Raw genomic sequence first — 14,686 nt, 5'->3', positions numbered from 1 at the left:
CCCATGTTTTCCCTGGCTTTGTCGGAGTCATCCTCATGGCGTTACACGCATCAAACCATAGGAAAGAACAGGGCCGCTGGTGGTATGACGCCAAGGTGCGGGCGCTGCTCTTCCAGTGCCTGGCCATCGCGGCGGTTATCGGGTTTCTGTTCTACATCGTCAACAATGCCCTGACCAATCTGGCCACCCGTGGCATCACCACAGGCTTTGATTTTCTGGGCAACACGGCCGGTTTCGGCATCTTGCAGAGCCTCATCCCCTACGACGAGACCTATACCTTCGGTCGCACCTTCGTGGTGGGCCTGCTCAACACCCTGCTGGTCTCCGTGCTCGGCATCCTGTTTGCCACCCTGCTCGGGTTCGCACTCGGGGTCGCGCGCCTGTCGCGCAACTGGCTGGTGGCCAAGATAGCGGCCGTCTACATAGAGACGTTTCGCAACATCCCGCTGCTGCTGCAGATCTTCTTCTGGTACTTCTCGGTGCTGCGTACCCTGCCTTCCCCGCGTCAGAGCGTGGATATAGGCGGGCTCGCCTTCCTCAACGTGCGGGGCTTCTATCTGCCCAAGCCCCTGTTCGAAGAGGGATTCGGCTACGTGCTCTGGGCACTGGTGCTGGCGGTGCTGCTGAGCTGGGGGCTGGGCCGCTGGGCTCGCCGCCGTCAGGCCCTGACCGGCAGGATCTTCCCGTTCTGGCGCTGTGTGGCCGCCCTGGTCATGCTGCTCCCGGGCATCACCTTCCTGCTGGCGGGCAGCCCGCTCAGCTGGAGCGTGCCTGCGCTGCAAGGGTTCAATTTCCGGGGGGGGCTGACGGTGCTGCCGGAGCTCGCGGCCCTCTTGCTGGCGCTCACCATCTATACGGCGGCCTTCATCGCCGAGATAGTGCGATCCGGCATACTGGCCATCAGCAAGGGGCAGACTGAGGCAGCTTCCGCCCTCGGGCTCTCGCCCACCAAGACGCTGCGGCTGGTGATCATTCCCCAGGCCATGCGGGTCATCATTCCTCCCTTGACCAGCCAGTATCTGAACCTCACCAAGAACTCCTCCCTGGCGACCGCCATCGGCTACCCGGATCTGGTCTCGGTGTTCATGGGGACGACTCTCAACCAGACAGGGCAGGCCATCGAGGTCATCGCCATGACCATGGGGGTCTATCTCGTCATCAGTATCACCACCTCGGTGCTGATGAACATCTACAACCGCAGAATGACGCTGGTTGAGCGCTAGGGAGCTGTCATGTTCGTGAATGAATTGCAGGAGGCGCTGCCGCCTCCCAACCACCGTCGGGGGCCGCTCGCCTGGATCAGGCAGAACCTTTTCCCCAACTGGTGGAACGGCCTGCTGACCCTGGTGCTGGCCTATCTGTTGCTGCCACTCATCTGGTCTGCACTGGACTGGGCGCTGTTCTCTGCCACCTGGCAGGGGAGCAGTCGCGAGGCCTGCGTCCAGGGCGGTGCTTGCTGGATCTTCATCGAGAGCCGGCTGGGGCAGTATCTCTATGGCTTCTACCCGGCCGATCAGTACTGGCGCATCAACCTGACCTTCGCCGGTCTGGCGGCGCTGCTGGCCTTGCTCATCTGGCCAAAAACCCCGCGCAAGGGGTGGCTGGCGCTCTTCACCCTGCTGGTGTTCCCTGTCATCGCCTTCTTCCTCATCCATGGGGGAGCGGGGCTGGAGGTGGTGGAAACGAACCGCTGGGGCGGGCTGATGCTCACCCTGGTGCTGGCGGTGGTGGGCATAGTGGTAGCACTGCCGTTCGGCATCCTGCTGGCACTGGGGCGTCGCTCCCACATGCCGGTCATCTCCAGCCTCTGTACCGTCTACATCGAGTTCTGGAGGGCGGTGCCGCTCATTACTGTGCTCTTCATGGCGTCCGTGATGCTGCCACTGTTCATGAGTACCGAGGTGGAGCTCGACAAGCTGCTGCGGGCGCTCATCGGCATCATCCTGTTCCAGGCGGCCTATGTGGCCGAGGTGGTGAGAGGGGGGCTGCAGGCGATCCCCAAGGGGCAATATGAGGCGGGGGATGCCCTGGGGCTCTCCTACTGGAAGGTGATGGGCCTCATCATCATGCCCCAGGCCCTCAAGATCACCATTCCTTCCCTGGTGAACACCTTTATTTCCCTGTTCAAGGACACCAGCCTGGTGCTGATCATCGGGCTGTTCGATCTGCTGGCCATCTCCAAGGTGGCCCTGGCGGATCCGGCCTGGCTGGGGTATTCCACCGAAGCTTATGTCTTTATCGCCATGATCTTCTGGATGTTCTGTTTTGGCATGTCCCGCTACTCCATCTATCTGGAGCGCAAACTCAACACGGGTCACAAGCATTAGGAGTCGTTCTGATATGAAAACGGACGCAGTTGTCGAACTGAAAGAGGTCAACAAGTGGTACGGTGAGTTTCACGTGCTGCGCAACATCAACCTGCAGGTGGGCAGAGGGGAGAAGATCGTCATCTGCGGGCCATCGGGGTCTGGCAAGTCCACCATGATCCGCTGCATCAACCGGCTGGAAGAGCACCAGAGCGGAGATATCCTGGTCAAGGGCACGGCCCTGACCTCGGATCTCAAGAACATCGAAATGGTGCGCCGGGAGGTGGGCATGGTGTTCCAGCACTTCAACCTCTTCCCCCATCTGACCGTGCTGGAGAACTGTTGCCTGGCGCCCATCTGGGTCAAGCAGTTGCCGCGCAAGGAGGCCGAGGAGATCGCCATGAACTTCCTGCGCCGGGTGCGGATCCCCGAACAGGCGCTCAAGTATCCGGGGCAGCTCTCCGGTGGCCAGCAGCAGCGGGTCGCCATCGCCCGCAGTCTGTGCATGAATCCCCAGGTCATGCTGTTTGACGAGCCGACGTCTGCGCTGGATCCCGAGATGGTGCGGGAGGTGCTGGATGTGATGGTGGAGCTGGCCCACGAGGGGATGACCATGCTCTGCGTCACCCACGAGATGGGGTTTGCCAAGCAGGTGGCGGACAGGGTGATCTTCATGGACCGGGGCCAGATCATCGAAGAGAACGTGCCGGATCAGTTCTTTGACAACCCCCAGTCCGATCGGACCAAGCTCTTCCTCTCCCAGATCCTGCAGCACTGAGGCAGGGCACAACCTTCAGAAAAACAGCCCGCACGCTCGAATGAGCGGCGGGCAAATGTGTACATGGAAGTCGACGACAGACAGAAAGGAGTATGTCAGCCCGGCAACAGGGTGGTGGTGCGCAGATCGCGCACGGCCAGGTTGATCTGCCGGGCCAGGCTCAGCGCCTGATGACAGCTCAACGGCTTCACATCGATGATCCCCCCTTGAAACTCAAACCGCCCCAGTGCTTCAACCATGAAACTTCCATGATGGAAGCTCTTGATATAGCGAGCTATTCGACGGGGAGACCACTGCTTGAACACCTTCATGGCAAGAGACCCTGTTGTTTGGACAGGGCACACTATGCCGACGGACCGTGACACTGATGTGACACTTGATAAAGATTTGTATGAATCTGTCTTGTGATCGATTGGCGTGCAGCCCCGGCGTTGAAAAAGTAGTGAGAGTCCGGGTCCGGGGCCCGATATACTGCGGCCATTGCAGACATGACAAAGGTGCCGCACGTGGAGTGGGTGGACATAGTAGACGAGCAGGACAGGGTGATCGGGGTGGCCGAGCGCGCCAGGGTGCGTCAGGAAAACCTGCGCCATCGTGCCAGCTACATCCTGGTGCTGGATGAGGGTGAGCGCATCCTGGTGCAGCGGCGCACCCCGAGCAAGGATTTTTGCCCCGGCATGCTGGATGCCTGCGCCGGTGGCGTGGTGACCACGGGGGAGGCCATGGCCCTTTCCGCCCGGCGGGAGCTGGCCGAGGAGCTGGGGATCCGCGACGTGCCCCTGCAGGATTACGGCACCTTCTATGCCGAAGGGGAGGCGAGCGGCAGCCGCTACCAGGTCTGGGGCGGCCTGTTCAGCTGTCACTATCAGGGGCCGCTGCAACTGCAGGCCGAAGAGGTGAGCGAGGTGCACTGGATGAGCCTGGGCGAGATAGCCGATCGGGCGGACGAGTTCACGCCTGACTCCCTGCTCGCCATCGCCACCTGGCAGGCAAGGCGCCTGCCATCAGGCCAGAAATAGGGGCGACAGGCGTTCGCCCCCGATCGCTTTGTTGCTGCTCGATGGACCCCTTCGCCTTCTGGTGGAATGGGGTAGACTGGGCCTCTTTGAACCACAGAAGGATGCGTCATCATGATCACGGTCGGTCAATCCCTGCCCGCAGGGGAATTTACCTTTATCACCGCCGAGGGCAAGCAGGTGAAGGATACCCAGGCCCTGTTTGCCGACAAGCGGGTGGTGCTCTTTGCGGTGCCCGGCGCCTTCACCCCCACCTGCTCCAACGCCCACCTGCCGGGCTACGTGGTGCTGGCCGATCAGTTCAGGGCCAAGGGGGTGGAACTGTGCTGTCTGTCGGTCAACGACGCCTTCGTGATGAAGGCGTGGCAGGAGGCACAGAACGCCGCTGACATCACCATGCTGGCGGACGGCGACGGCAGCTGGACCCGGGCACTGGGTCTTGCCAAGGAGACCGGGGCCTTCGGCGGCGTGCGGGCCCAGCGTTTCGCGCTCATCGCCAACGATGGTGTGGTGGAGCGGCTCTTCGTGGAGGCGCCGGGCAAGTTCGAGGTGTCGGATGCCCAGAGCCTGCTGGCGGCGCTGTGAAAGATTAATCGGCGTTTGATTACACCTTGAAATAGCAAGCGGCCCCGTTACACTGAGGCCGCGTTTGGATGGAGCCAGGCACTTGCCTGGCTCTCGTGTTTGCCGTGGATGAGATAGAACAATATGACCCTGGCTTTTGTTGCCCTGATTGTCGGACTGGCGTTGCTGGTCTGGAGTGCCGACAAGTTCGTGGACGGCGCCGCCGCCACCGCCCGTTACGCCGGTATGCCGCCGCTGCTGATCGGCATGGTGATCATCGGTTTTGGTACCTCGGCCCCCGAGATGGTGGTCTCCGCGCTGGCGGCTTCCCAGGGCAATCCCGGGCTCGCGCTCGGCAATGCCTATGGCTCCAACATCACCAATATTGCCCTGATCCTGGGTCTGACCGCCCTGATCAGCCCCATCGCCGTCGCCTCCCAGGTGGTGCGCAAGGAGATCCCCATCCTGCTCGGCATCACCCTGCTCTCCGGCGCCCTGCTCATCGATGGCAATCTGGGCCGGATGGATGCCGCCATTCTGGGGGCCGTGTTCGCAGTGCTGATGGGCTGGTCCATCTGGGCCGGCATGAACGGCAAGGGGGATGCGCTGGATACGGATACCGAGGAGGACATCGTCTCCGAGGGTATGTCTCTCAAGAGCGCCATCCTCTGGCTCATCGTCGGCCTGGTGCTGCTGATCGGGGCTTCCCGTCTGCTGGTGTGGGGGGCGGTGACCATCGCCCAGGGCTTTGGCATCAGCGATCTGGTGATTGGCCTGACCATAGTCGCGGTGGGGACCTCCCTGCCGGAGCTGGCATCGTCCCTCATCGCCATCCGTAAGAACGAGCACGATCTGGCCCTTGGCAACGTGCTGGGTTCCAACCTGTTCAACACCCTGGCCGTGGTGGGCATCGCCGCTGGCATCCACCCGCTCGAGGTGGCGCCCGAAGTGCTTTCCCGCGACTGGAGCATCATGATGGGGCTGACCCTGTTGCTGCTGGTGATGTGTCTGGGCCGCAAGGGGCAGGGGCGCATCAACCGGCTGGAGGGGGGCGTGCTGCTCGCCTGCTTCGTCGCCTACACCGGCTGGCTGCTGACCAGCCAGTTCATCTAGTCTGGTGATGAAATGAAAGAGGGGACGCCGCGGCGTCCCCTCTTTTTTGTGCGCGGGTCCTGGTCTCAGGCCACGGCAACCAGCTTCTGCTTCTGGGCGCTGTCCAGGATCAGGATGCTCGCCTTGGGGAAGAAGTTGAAGGTGGACGCGGAGGCCCAGGTGTAGGCCCCCATCACCCGACCCACCACCAGCTCGCCGATCTCGAGATCCGGCAGCATGATGCTGTCGCGGATGACGTCCACGCTGTCGCAGGTGGGGCCGGAGAGCACCGCATTGTGCAGTTCGCCGTGGGCATAGGGCGTGCTCACCGGGTAGGTAACGTGGTCGTAGAGCTGGCCGTTGTAGCTGCCGTAGAGACCGTCATCCAGGTAGTACCAGATCTTGTCGCCGCGGTGGGCCTTGCCCATCACGCTGGAGACCGAGGTCATGGCCGGCGCGCTGATGAAGCGGCCCGGCTCGGCAATCTTCTGTACCGTGGCGGGCAGCTTGGCCAGGGCCTCGCGGATCGGGGCGCAGAAACCGTCGATGTCGAACTCGCCGCCGTCATAGTCCACCGGGAAGCCGCCGCCGATGTCCAGCACCCAGGGCTTGAGCCCGAGCTCCCAGGCCTGCTCCATGATCTCGCGGCAGGCGTCGATGGCCTGCACGTGGCGACGGGCGTGGGGCACCTGGGAGCCGACGTGGAACGACAGCCCCATCACCTTGATCCCCTTGGCCTGGGCCAGTTGCAGCAACGGCAGTGCCTGCTCCGGGGTACAGCCGAACTTCTTGGAGAGATCGACCTTGGTCTCGGGGTTCGGGAAGCTGACCCGCAGCAGCAGTTTCACTTCATCCTTGTAGGGCAGGAACTTTTCCAGCTCCAGCGGGTTGTCATAGACAAACACGGTACAGCCGAATTCCAGGGCATAACGGATGTCGCTGTCACGCTTGATGGGATGGGTATGGATGCAGCGTCCCGGGCGAACCCCTTGGCTGCGCACCAGATCCACTTCGCCATTGGTGGCCAGATCGAAACAGGCCCCCTCTTCCTTCAAGACAGAGACCACCGCCTCGTGGGGCAGGGGCTTGAGTGCATAATGCAAGCGCACATCGGGCAGGGCGGCCGCCAGGGCCCGATACTGTTTGCGGACGGCTGCCTTGTCGAGCAGCAGCAGGGGGGAGCCGAATTGTTCAACCAACTGACGGTAATCTTGTGCGACCAGGGTCTCGTTCATTCTCTTTTGATAGTCCTTAGGGGGCGTGATATGCCCAAGCCATATGCGATTGAACCGGCGACGGCCGGCTCAGGCGAGCGGTCCGGAGGGACCCACCAGGCACATTGCATAACTCCCTTGCAAAGTGCTTAGTTATGCGCGGGATTATCGGCTTATTGAGTTTGTGTGCAAGCATTTTGATTGGATATGTCGGCAAGTTTTTCTGGTCGAGACGAAACAGGCTCTTGATACGGGGAGCGATCAGGGCCGTGATGGGGAGCACCTCCGAAGGGAGCTTGATAAGCTGTTGATAGTTAACGAACTAATAACATCAGGCCTGGGGGTTGCGGCCAGGTAAAAAGGGGGCGCCGGGGCCAGGGAGTGCGAGACAGCTCACATTTTTTGGATTACCATGCCCGCTTCCTGATCCAAACTAGTTCGGATGAAGGTAGCAGGAGAGCGATGGGCAACCATCCACCGAAGAAGTGAATCTTTCAGGTACCGGGCAACCGGTGTGGACTGCTACTGGACGATACTCTGGAGAGACCCGTTGAATCGGGCGCCGAAGGAGCAAGGCACCGTGATTGCATCGCAATCTGGCGCCGGAAACTCTCAGGCAAAAGGACAGAGGGGATGGGATGGTTGTACCTGAGCTTGGAACTGTTCACGGTCTGTCACGAGAGGTCGTCAGCAAGGTAAAGAGCAGCGCAGGAACCGGAGTGTATGTAAATACATGAGGCTTTCGAGCAGCGCATGAGCCTTGATCACGGCCTCGCAGCAAGAGTGTGAACACGTTTTTGGCCCGCATCCGATCGCCTCTGGTTGATCGCGACACCTATGGGAAGATCATCCTTCTCCTCCTTAATCGTTGTTTTTTAAGGAGGATGCATGTCATCAATTCAATCGGCGCTCGCCGCCATCGATAGCTTTATCTGGGGTCCCCCCCTGCTGATCCTGCTGGTCGGGACCGGTATCTATCTCACCTGGCGATTGGGTCTGCTTCAGATCGTGCGTTTGCCGCTGGCCCTCAAGCTGGTCTTTGGCCGCGATCAGGGGCAGGGCAAGCAGGGGGATGTTTCCAGCTTTGGTGCCCTGTGCACCGCCCTCTCCGCCACCATCGGCACCGGCAACATCGTCGGGGTCGCCACCGCCATCAAGCTGGGCGGCCCCGGCGCCCTGTTCTGGATGTGGATGGCTGCCCTGTTCGGCATGGCCACCAAGTACGCCGAGTGCCTGCTGGCGGTGAAATATCGCCAGCAGGACGCCAACGGCCAGATGGCGGGTGGCCCCATGTACTATCTGGAGAAGGGGCTCGGCTCCAGGCCGCTGGCCAAGCTGTTTGCCCTGTTCGGCATCGGCGTCGCCTTTTTCGGCATCGGTACCTTCCCCCAGGTCAACGCCATCAGTGATGCCATGAGCCTCTCCTTCTCGGTACCCCGTGAAGTGACCGCCGTGGTGCTGACCCTGATCGTGGCGCTGGTGACCCTGGGGGGTATCCAGTCCATCTCCAGTGTGTCGAGCAAGGTGGTGCCTTTCATGGCCATCTTCTATATCGTCGCCTGTGCCGGGGTGCTGGTGAACAATGCAGGCGCCCTGCCCGATGCGGTCATGCTGGTGATCGGAAGCGCCTTCACCGGCCATGCGGCCACCGGCGGCTTCGTCGGCGCCGGCATCATGCTGGCGATCCAGTCCGGGGTGGCGCGCGGGGTCTTCTCCAACGAGTCGGGCCTGGGCTCGGCCCCCATCGCGGCGGCGGCGGCCAAGACCGATTCCTGCGTGGAGCAGGGGCTGGTCTCCATGACCGGCACCTTCATCGACACCCTCATCATCTGTACCATGACCGGCCTGACGCTGGTGGTGACCGGGGTGTGGAGCGGCGATGTGAGCGGTGCGGCCATGACCAGTCTGGCCTTTGCCCAGGGGCTGGATGCCCATGTGGGCCAGTATCTGGTGAGCATCGGCCTGTTGTTCTTCGCCTTTACCACCATCCTTGGCTGGAACTACTACGGCGAGCGCTGCACCGAGTACCTGTTCGGGGTGAGGGCGATCAAACCCTACCGCCTCATCTATCTGGTGCTGGTGGCGAGCGGTGCCTTCCTCCATCTGGACCTGATCTGGCTCTTGGCCGACATCGTCAACGGCCTGATGGCGGTGCCCAACCTCATCGGCCTCATCGGCCTGCGCCACGTGGTGATTGCCGAGACCCGCGCCTACTTCAGCCGGGACCGGGATACGGAATCCGAGCCCGAGCCGCAGACGGCCTGATGAGAAGCGGGCCTGCGGGAAGCCCTGTCACCTGGCCCCTGTCCATGGTGTCAACCGGGATCCGGGCTGGGATGGCAAAACCCGTGGCTTGATCCCGGATCTTCTGACAATATCTGTGCGAAATACGCAAAAGCCACGACGCTCATCGTGGCTTTTTTGCATTTTACGCAATGAATGGCAGCGCTTGTTGCCCCCAGGGGGTCAGGGGGAGGGAATATCTCCGGTGAGCCGCTGCGCCAGCGCTTCGCTCACCCGGCTCACCAGGGCCGCCTCCTCCCCCTGCCAGCCAATGGCGTGGGCCAGGGTGGTGGAGGTGCCCGGAGCAAAGCGCAGCTCGCCCCCGGCCAGTTCGTAGAAGCGGCTCGCCATCCGGGTGCCCTCGTCCACATCCCCCGCCACCAGCAGCATGGCCTGGGCCAGCACGGCGCCGTCGTGATCCCGGCCCGGCGCCAGCCAGCGCTGGGCGGTGCCGGTCACCTTGCGCCCCCCGATCACCAGGTTGTACTGGCCGTCGCAAAACGAGCCGGGTACGAAGTCGTAGCTGCCCGCAAGACCGTGTTCCTCCAGCAGGGCGAGCAGGGGCGCCCCCAGCAGCCGGTAGTAGTGGGCCAGATCCGTGGTGGTGCGAGGCAGCATGAGGGAGAGGTTGAGGATGCCGGCGCCGTGGGGCACGGCGGTGCCGCCGCTGTCGCGCACGAACACCGGCCAGCCCTCGGCGGCAAGCTGCTCGCAGGCGGCCTGGTAGCGGGGCAAACGGGTGTCCTTGCGGGTGACGATGAGGCATTGGGGGCCCTGCCAGAGGAGGGCCCTGGGCTCGCCGTCACCGGCGCACTCCCGCAGCCAGCGCTGCTCCTCGGCCAGGATCTGGTCGGGTGTCTGGTGGGCGGGCGGCGGGGGCAGCAGGGTATAAGGCATGAGAGGCATCCTTTGGCAGAGGCTGCCAAGCACAGTACGCGCGGGGGCAAACAAGGTAAAGCCCCGCATGGCGGGGCTTTGGTGCAAGGATGGCGGAGGGTCAGGCCTGTACGGCGGTGCGCTTGGGCAGCAGCAGGTTCAAGATGATGGCGGTGAGGCCGCCGGTGGCGACGCCGTAGGAGAGCACGCTCCTGGCCAGCTCCGGCAGGTGTTGCAGCACCTCGGGCACCTGGGCCACTCCGAGACCCATGGCGAGCGACACCGCCAGGATCATCAGGGCACGGCGGTCCAGCTCCTCGCGGGAGATGATGCGCACCCCGGCGGCGGCGATGGTGCCGAACATGACGATAGTGGCGCCGCCGAGCACGGGTTCAGGTATTTGTTGCACCAGGCTCGCCACCGCCGGGAACAGGCCGAGCAGGGCCAGCATGGCGGCGATGAAGAGGCCGACATGGCGGCTGGCCACCCCGGTCAGCTGGATGACGCCGTTGTTCTGGGCTAAGGTGGACATGGGGAAGGTGGAGAAGACCGCCGCCAGCATGGAGTTGGCGCCGTCGGCCAGCACGCCCCCCTTGATCCGCGCCATGTAGACCGGCCCTTCCAGCGGCTCGCCGGAGATGTCGGAGGTGGCGGTCATGTCGCCGATGGCCTCGAGCGCCGTCACCACGAAGATGATGGCGAGCGGCACGAACAACTGCCAGTCAAAGCCGAGCCCGTAGTGCAGCGGAATAGGCACCATCAGCAGGGGGCCGTCGAAGGTGGGGGCTGCCACCTTGCCCAGCAGCAGCGCCACCGCATAGCCCGCCAGCATGGCGATCATGATGGCGGAGAGGCGCAGCCAGGGGTTGCGACTGCGCTGCATCAGCACGATGAGGCCGAGCACCAGCAGGGAGAGAAAGAGGTTGGTGTGGCTGGCGAAGCTGCCGTCCGCCAGGGCGCCATAGCCGCCCCCCATGCTGATGAGCCCTACCTTGATGAGGGTCAGGCCGATGAGCAATACCACGATGCCAGTCACCAGCGGGGTGATGATCCGTTTGACCAGGTGCAGGAAGCGGCTCATGACGACGATGGTGAGGGGCGGGGTGATGATGGCGACAAACATGGCGAGCATATGCTGCAGGGCGGCGAACAGGGTCTGGGGCAGGGGGGGGACATCCTCGATGCCGTAGACCAGTTCGCTGTGGGCTCGCCTGGGGGGATGGGTCTCTCGGATGGCGCTTGGGGCGGCAGCCTGTTCCATAAATACCTCGAATGTGTGGGGGGAGGGGAGAAAATTGGGCGCTATTTTAGTGATTGGCATCGCGCTTTCCAGCGCTAATTGAGCGCAAACTCGTTTATTTCCTGATGGGTTGAAACGTTTTCCTGTGGCGATTAAGATCCGCCGGTTTGTGTGAGACCGATCCCTCACAAAGGGGAGGGAGGCTGATGCATCAGGATGGGGACGGTGTAGAATGAGCCCTCGGTTCGAAGATGGAGACTCTGGATGCTGAAGCTGTCGGAGTTCTGGAGTGCCCGCGCCCACTCCGAAGATTTTACCCTGACCCGGATGGGCTTCATGACGGTGCGGCTGCGGCTGCTCACCTGTCTGCTGATGGCGGGGCTCCCGAGCTGGGCCCTGGTGGACTGGCTGACCCTGCCAGCCATCCAGTTCGAGGCGCTGTTCCAGGTCAGGATCTTCTGCCTGCTGGCCCTCTCGCCCCTCATCCCCCTCTCCTATCTCATCCACTTCAAGCGCGAGCGCATGAAGCTGGCGCTGGGCTACCTGATGGCGGTGATGATGCTCTTCTCCCTCATCTGCCTGCACAGCTTCGGCGCGGATCAGGAGATGCAGGCGGGCTACATGGCCTTCCCCTATCTGCTCATCAGCCTGTTCGCCATCTTCCCCATTCCCCTCTCCCTCAGCCTGCAACTGGCGGGGGGGATCCTGGCCACCATGCTGGCGGGCAACTGGTTGCTGGTGGGCCAGCCTCTTTGGAGCGTGCAGACCCTCAACCAGGTCTGGCTGCTGGGGCTCTTTGCCATCGCCAGCGCCTGGGTGCAGTGCGGCCAGCTCAACATGCTGCTGCAACTCTATCGGGAATCCACCACGGACGAGCTGACCGGCATGATGAACCGCCGCCTGCTGATGAAGCAGCTCGAGAAGGCGAGGGCCGCCATGATCCGCAAACAGGCCCCCTTCGCGGTGCTGCTGCTGGATCTGGACCGCTTCAAGCGCATCAACGACACCTTCGGCCATCTGGCGGGGGATGCGGTGCTCAAGGAGGTGGCGGCCACCCTGTCGGAGCAACTGGAGCCCGGCATGGTGCTCGGGCGTTACGGCGGGGAGGAGTTTGCCATCCTGTTGCCCGGTTGCACGGATCTGGCACAAGCCAAGCGGGTGGCGGAGCGGCTGCGGGTCGCGGTGGAGGCGAGGTTGGTGAAGAGCCCCACCTCCGACGAACTGCTGGAGGTGACGGTGAGCATCGGTCTGACCCTGGCCCAGCGTGGCGAGGGGGTGGAGGATCTGCTCAACCGGGCGGACGAGTGCCTCTACATGGCCAAGATGGCGGGTCGCAACTGCGTGGTGGCCGAGGCAGGGAAACCCGCGGGCGATGCAGGGCGCACAAAAACGGATGCCGCCTGAGGGCGGCATCCGGTGATGACGGGGCTGGCGTCAGGCCAGGGTGTATTTGCCGGAGAGCTGCTGGGCCAGCAGCTTGAACATGTTGAACACCGCCATGGTCTTGCCGGTCGGGGTGCCGTCCTCTGCCAGGAAGAACTCCCCCTTGAACACCAGAATGTCCCCCTTCTGCTCCACCGAGTCAGCGCGCATGCCGTGGATGAAGTCCTCGTGTTCACGAATGATCTTGTTGGCCATCTCCAGCAGGGCAGTCTCGGTGATCCGCTCTTTTTGTGGTTGCATGCTCGTCTCCTTAAACGACTACTGGGCAGGGGCACAAGGGTCGGCATGGCCGGCGCACCCCGCCTCTGATTGAAGAGGGGGCCAGCATACTGCAAAGCGGGATTTTCTGTCATTGATATGACCCCGCATTTTCCCGCTTTGCGCTCTTCCCTTATCCCAGCACCAGATTGCGCAGCCAGCGCCGCTGGCGAATGCGGCGCTGCACCAGCAGCACCTTGGAGAGCTCCTCCAGCAGGACCACCGCCACCACCCAAGAGAGGGGCCAGCCCAGCAGGCTGACAGCCACCCAGGCCAGCGGCAGGCCGATGCACCACATGCCGACGATGTCGATGAAGATGCTGTAGTTGACGTCCCCCCCCGAGCGCAGCACCCCGACGATCCCCACCATGTTGAACACCTTGAGCAGCATGCCCAGACACATGATGGCGAGCACCTGGCCGGCCTCAGTCATCAGCTCGCCCGGCAGGTTGCCGACCCATTGCAGCAGGCTGCCCTGCATCAGCCAGACGGCGGTCCCCACCAGCAGGGCGCCGACGGGGGCCAGCAGCAGGAAGAGCTGGGAGTGCTGCCAGGCCTCGTCATACTCCTCTGCCCCGAGCCGGTGACCGAGCAGGGTGGAGCAGGCCACCGCCAGCCCGAAGAAGAGGGAGATGAGGATGCTCTCCAGCGTGCCGAGGGTGGTCATGATGGCCAGGGCGTCGGTGCCGAGGTGCGCGTAGAGGAAGCCGTAGAGCAGCATGCCGAAGGCCCAGAGCCCGTCGTGCAGCAACAGCGGCAGGGCGATCAGGGTGAAGCGCACCACCTCCTTGCGCCTGAAGGCGGCGAGCCAGTCTTGCTTACGCGGGATGAGGCGGGGCTCGGCACGCCACACATAGGCAAGCAGCAGCGCGGTCTGGAGCAGGCGCGACAGGGTGGTGCCCCAGGCGGAGCCGGCTACTCCCATGGCCTCGGCGCCGAAATGGCCGAAGATGAGGGCATAGTTGAGGATGACGTTGGCGATGATGGCGATGATGCCGATACGGGTCGGCGCCGCGGCATTGCCCACCGAGCGCAGGGCCGACTCCAGGGGCACCACCACGGCGGTGCAGAGGATGGTGGCGCCGGTGATCATCAGGAACTCGTCGGCCAGCGCGCGCAGCGCGGGCTCCTGGCTGGCAAACCCGAGCACGCTGCCCGGTGAGAACACATAGACGAGGGCAAAGGGCAGGCTCACCGCCAGGGCGCCCACCAGGGCCAGGGCCAGGGAGCGGCGCACCCCGGCCATCTCGCCACGGCCGAAATATTGTGCCGCCAACACCGAGACCCCGCCAGAGAGCCCCGCTATCACCAGCAGATTGAAGAAGAAGACCCGGTTGCCCAAGCCGACCGCCGCCACAGCCGTGGTGCCGAGCTGGCTCACCATCATGATGTCGATGAGGCCGAGCAGGGAGAACATCATGGATTGCAGCGAAACCGGCAGGGCCAGTCGCCACAGTCGCGTCATGAACTCGCGATCGGTGGTTTGTTTTAAAATCGCTTGCCAATAATTCATTTATGTTAACCGGGTTGGTAAAAATCAGGGTTTGTCGTGCGTATGATAGGGGTGATATCGGGAGGCTTCACTGTGAGCCCCTCTCGGCTTTCTTGTGCAAAAC

General features: G+C 63.0%; 14 protein-coding genes and 1 riboswitch. Of the genes, 8 read left to right on the top strand and 6 right to left on the bottom strand.

What is annotated here, in order from left to right; all coding sequences use genetic code 11:
* Positions 1–35: 35 nt before the first annotated feature.
* From AACR77_RS21465 to AACR77_RS21455, 3 genes are read left to right on the top strand one after another with little or no spacing between them, the layout of a single operon-like run.
* A complete protein-coding gene (locus AACR77_RS21465; protein WP_048208147.1) occupies positions 36–1,223 on the top strand; it encodes an amino acid ABC transporter permease in 1,188 nt (395 codons plus the stop codon).
* 9 nt (positions 1,224–1,232) lie between these two features.
* Positions 1,233–2,327 carry an amino acid ABC transporter permease gene (locus AACR77_RS21460; protein WP_010673484.1) on the top strand — a complete coding sequence of 365 codons (1,095 nt, stop codon included), beginning with the start codon at positions 1,233–1,235 and terminating at the stop codon, positions 2,325–2,327.
* Between the two features lie 13 nt (positions 2,328–2,340).
* Positions 2,341–3,084, top strand: coding sequence for an amino acid ABC transporter ATP-binding protein (locus tag AACR77_RS21455; protein WP_042882472.1), 744 nt, complete (start codon positions 2,341–2,343; stop codon positions 3,082–3,084).
* A gap of 95 nt (positions 3,085–3,179) precedes the next feature.
* Here the strand turns inward: AACR77_RS21455 and AACR77_RS21450 are convergent, their stop codons facing one another.
* Positions 3,180–3,395, bottom strand: coding sequence for a DUF1107 family protein (locus AACR77_RS21450; RefSeq protein WP_010673486.1), 216 nt, complete (start codon positions 3,393–3,395; stop codon positions 3,180–3,182).
* Between the two features lie 177 nt (positions 3,396–3,572).
* Here AACR77_RS21450 and yfcD point away from each other — a divergent pair, with 177 nt between their 5' ends.
* The 3 genes from yfcD to AACR77_RS21435 all read left to right on the top strand — a co-directional run bounded on the left by yfcD (position 3,573) and on the right by AACR77_RS21435 (position 5,777).
* Entirely contained in the window at positions 3,573–4,103 is a 531-nt protein-coding gene (gene yfcD / locus AACR77_RS21445) for an NUDIX hydrolase YfcD (RefSeq protein WP_081999470.1), read from the top strand.
* A 111-nt stretch (positions 4,104–4,214) separates the two neighbouring features.
* A complete protein-coding gene (locus AACR77_RS21440; RefSeq protein WP_042882470.1) occupies positions 4,215–4,685 on the top strand; it encodes a peroxiredoxin in 471 nt (156 codons plus the stop codon).
* A gap of 123 nt (positions 4,686–4,808) precedes the next feature.
* Positions 4,809–5,777, top strand: coding sequence for a calcium/sodium antiporter (locus AACR77_RS21435; protein ID WP_042882469.1), 969 nt, complete (start codon positions 4,809–4,811; stop codon positions 5,775–5,777).
* Between the two features lie 65 nt (positions 5,778–5,842).
* Here the strand turns inward: AACR77_RS21435 and AACR77_RS21430 are convergent, their stop codons facing one another.
* Positions 5,843–6,991 carry a type III PLP-dependent enzyme gene (locus AACR77_RS21430; protein ID WP_010673490.1) on the bottom strand — a complete coding sequence of 383 codons (1,149 nt, stop codon included), beginning with the start codon at positions 6,989–6,991 and terminating at the stop codon, positions 5,843–5,845.
* A 506-nt stretch (positions 6,992–7,497) separates the two neighbouring features.
* A riboswitch (glycine riboswitch) is annotated at positions 7,498–7,608 on the top strand.
* Between the two features lie 250 nt (positions 7,609–7,858).
* On the opposite strand from AACR77_RS21430, the gene AACR77_RS21425 reads away from it, so the two are divergent.
* Positions 7,859–9,235: an alanine/glycine:cation symporter family protein gene (locus AACR77_RS21425; RefSeq protein WP_042882468.1), complete on the top strand. Its 1,377-nt coding sequence runs from the start codon at positions 7,859–7,861 to the stop codon at positions 9,233–9,235.
* 201 nt (positions 9,236–9,436) lie between these two features.
* Here AACR77_RS21425 and AACR77_RS21420 read toward each other — a convergent pair whose 3' ends face one another.
* On the bottom strand, positions 9,437–10,150 hold the full coding sequence (locus AACR77_RS21420) for a lipoyl protein ligase domain-containing protein (protein ID WP_042882467.1): 714 nt from the start codon (positions 10,148–10,150) through the stop codon (positions 9,437–9,439).
* Positions 10,151–10,250: 100 nt separating this feature from the next.
* Positions 10,251–11,390, bottom strand: coding sequence for a solute carrier family 23 protein (locus AACR77_RS21415; protein ID WP_052224817.1), 1,140 nt, complete (start codon positions 11,388–11,390; stop codon positions 10,251–10,253).
* 243 nt (positions 11,391–11,633) lie between these two features.
* On the opposite strand from AACR77_RS21415, the gene AACR77_RS21410 reads away from it, so the two are divergent.
* Positions 11,634–12,773, top strand: a complete 1,140-nt coding sequence (locus AACR77_RS21410) for a GGDEF domain-containing protein (protein ID WP_010673494.1) — start codon at positions 11,634–11,636, stop codon at positions 12,771–12,773.
* A 30-nt stretch (positions 12,774–12,803) separates the two neighbouring features.
* On the opposite strand, the gene AACR77_RS21405 is transcribed toward AACR77_RS21410, so the two are convergent.
* Together AACR77_RS21405 and AACR77_RS21400 are read right to left on the bottom strand one after the other, a co-directional pair.
* On the bottom strand, positions 12,804–13,052 hold the full coding sequence (locus AACR77_RS21405; RefSeq protein ID WP_010673495.1) for a YciN family protein: 249 nt from the start codon (positions 13,050–13,052) through the stop codon (positions 12,804–12,806).
* Positions 13,053–13,203: 151 nt separating this feature from the next.
* Positions 13,204–14,583 carry an MATE family efflux transporter gene (locus AACR77_RS21400; protein WP_042882466.1) on the bottom strand — a complete coding sequence of 460 codons (1,380 nt, stop codon included), beginning with the start codon at positions 14,581–14,583 and terminating at the stop codon, positions 13,204–13,206.
* Positions 14,584–14,686 lie beyond the last annotated feature (103 nt).

The sequence above is a fragment of the Aeromonas sp. ZOR0002 genome, from assembly GCF_963866995.1.
GTDB lineage: Bacteria > Pseudomonadota > Gammaproteobacteria > Enterobacterales > Aeromonadaceae > Aeromonas > Aeromonas caviae.
Note: the sequence above shows the minus strand (reverse complement) of the source record. Positions and strands in the feature narration are given on the sequence as shown.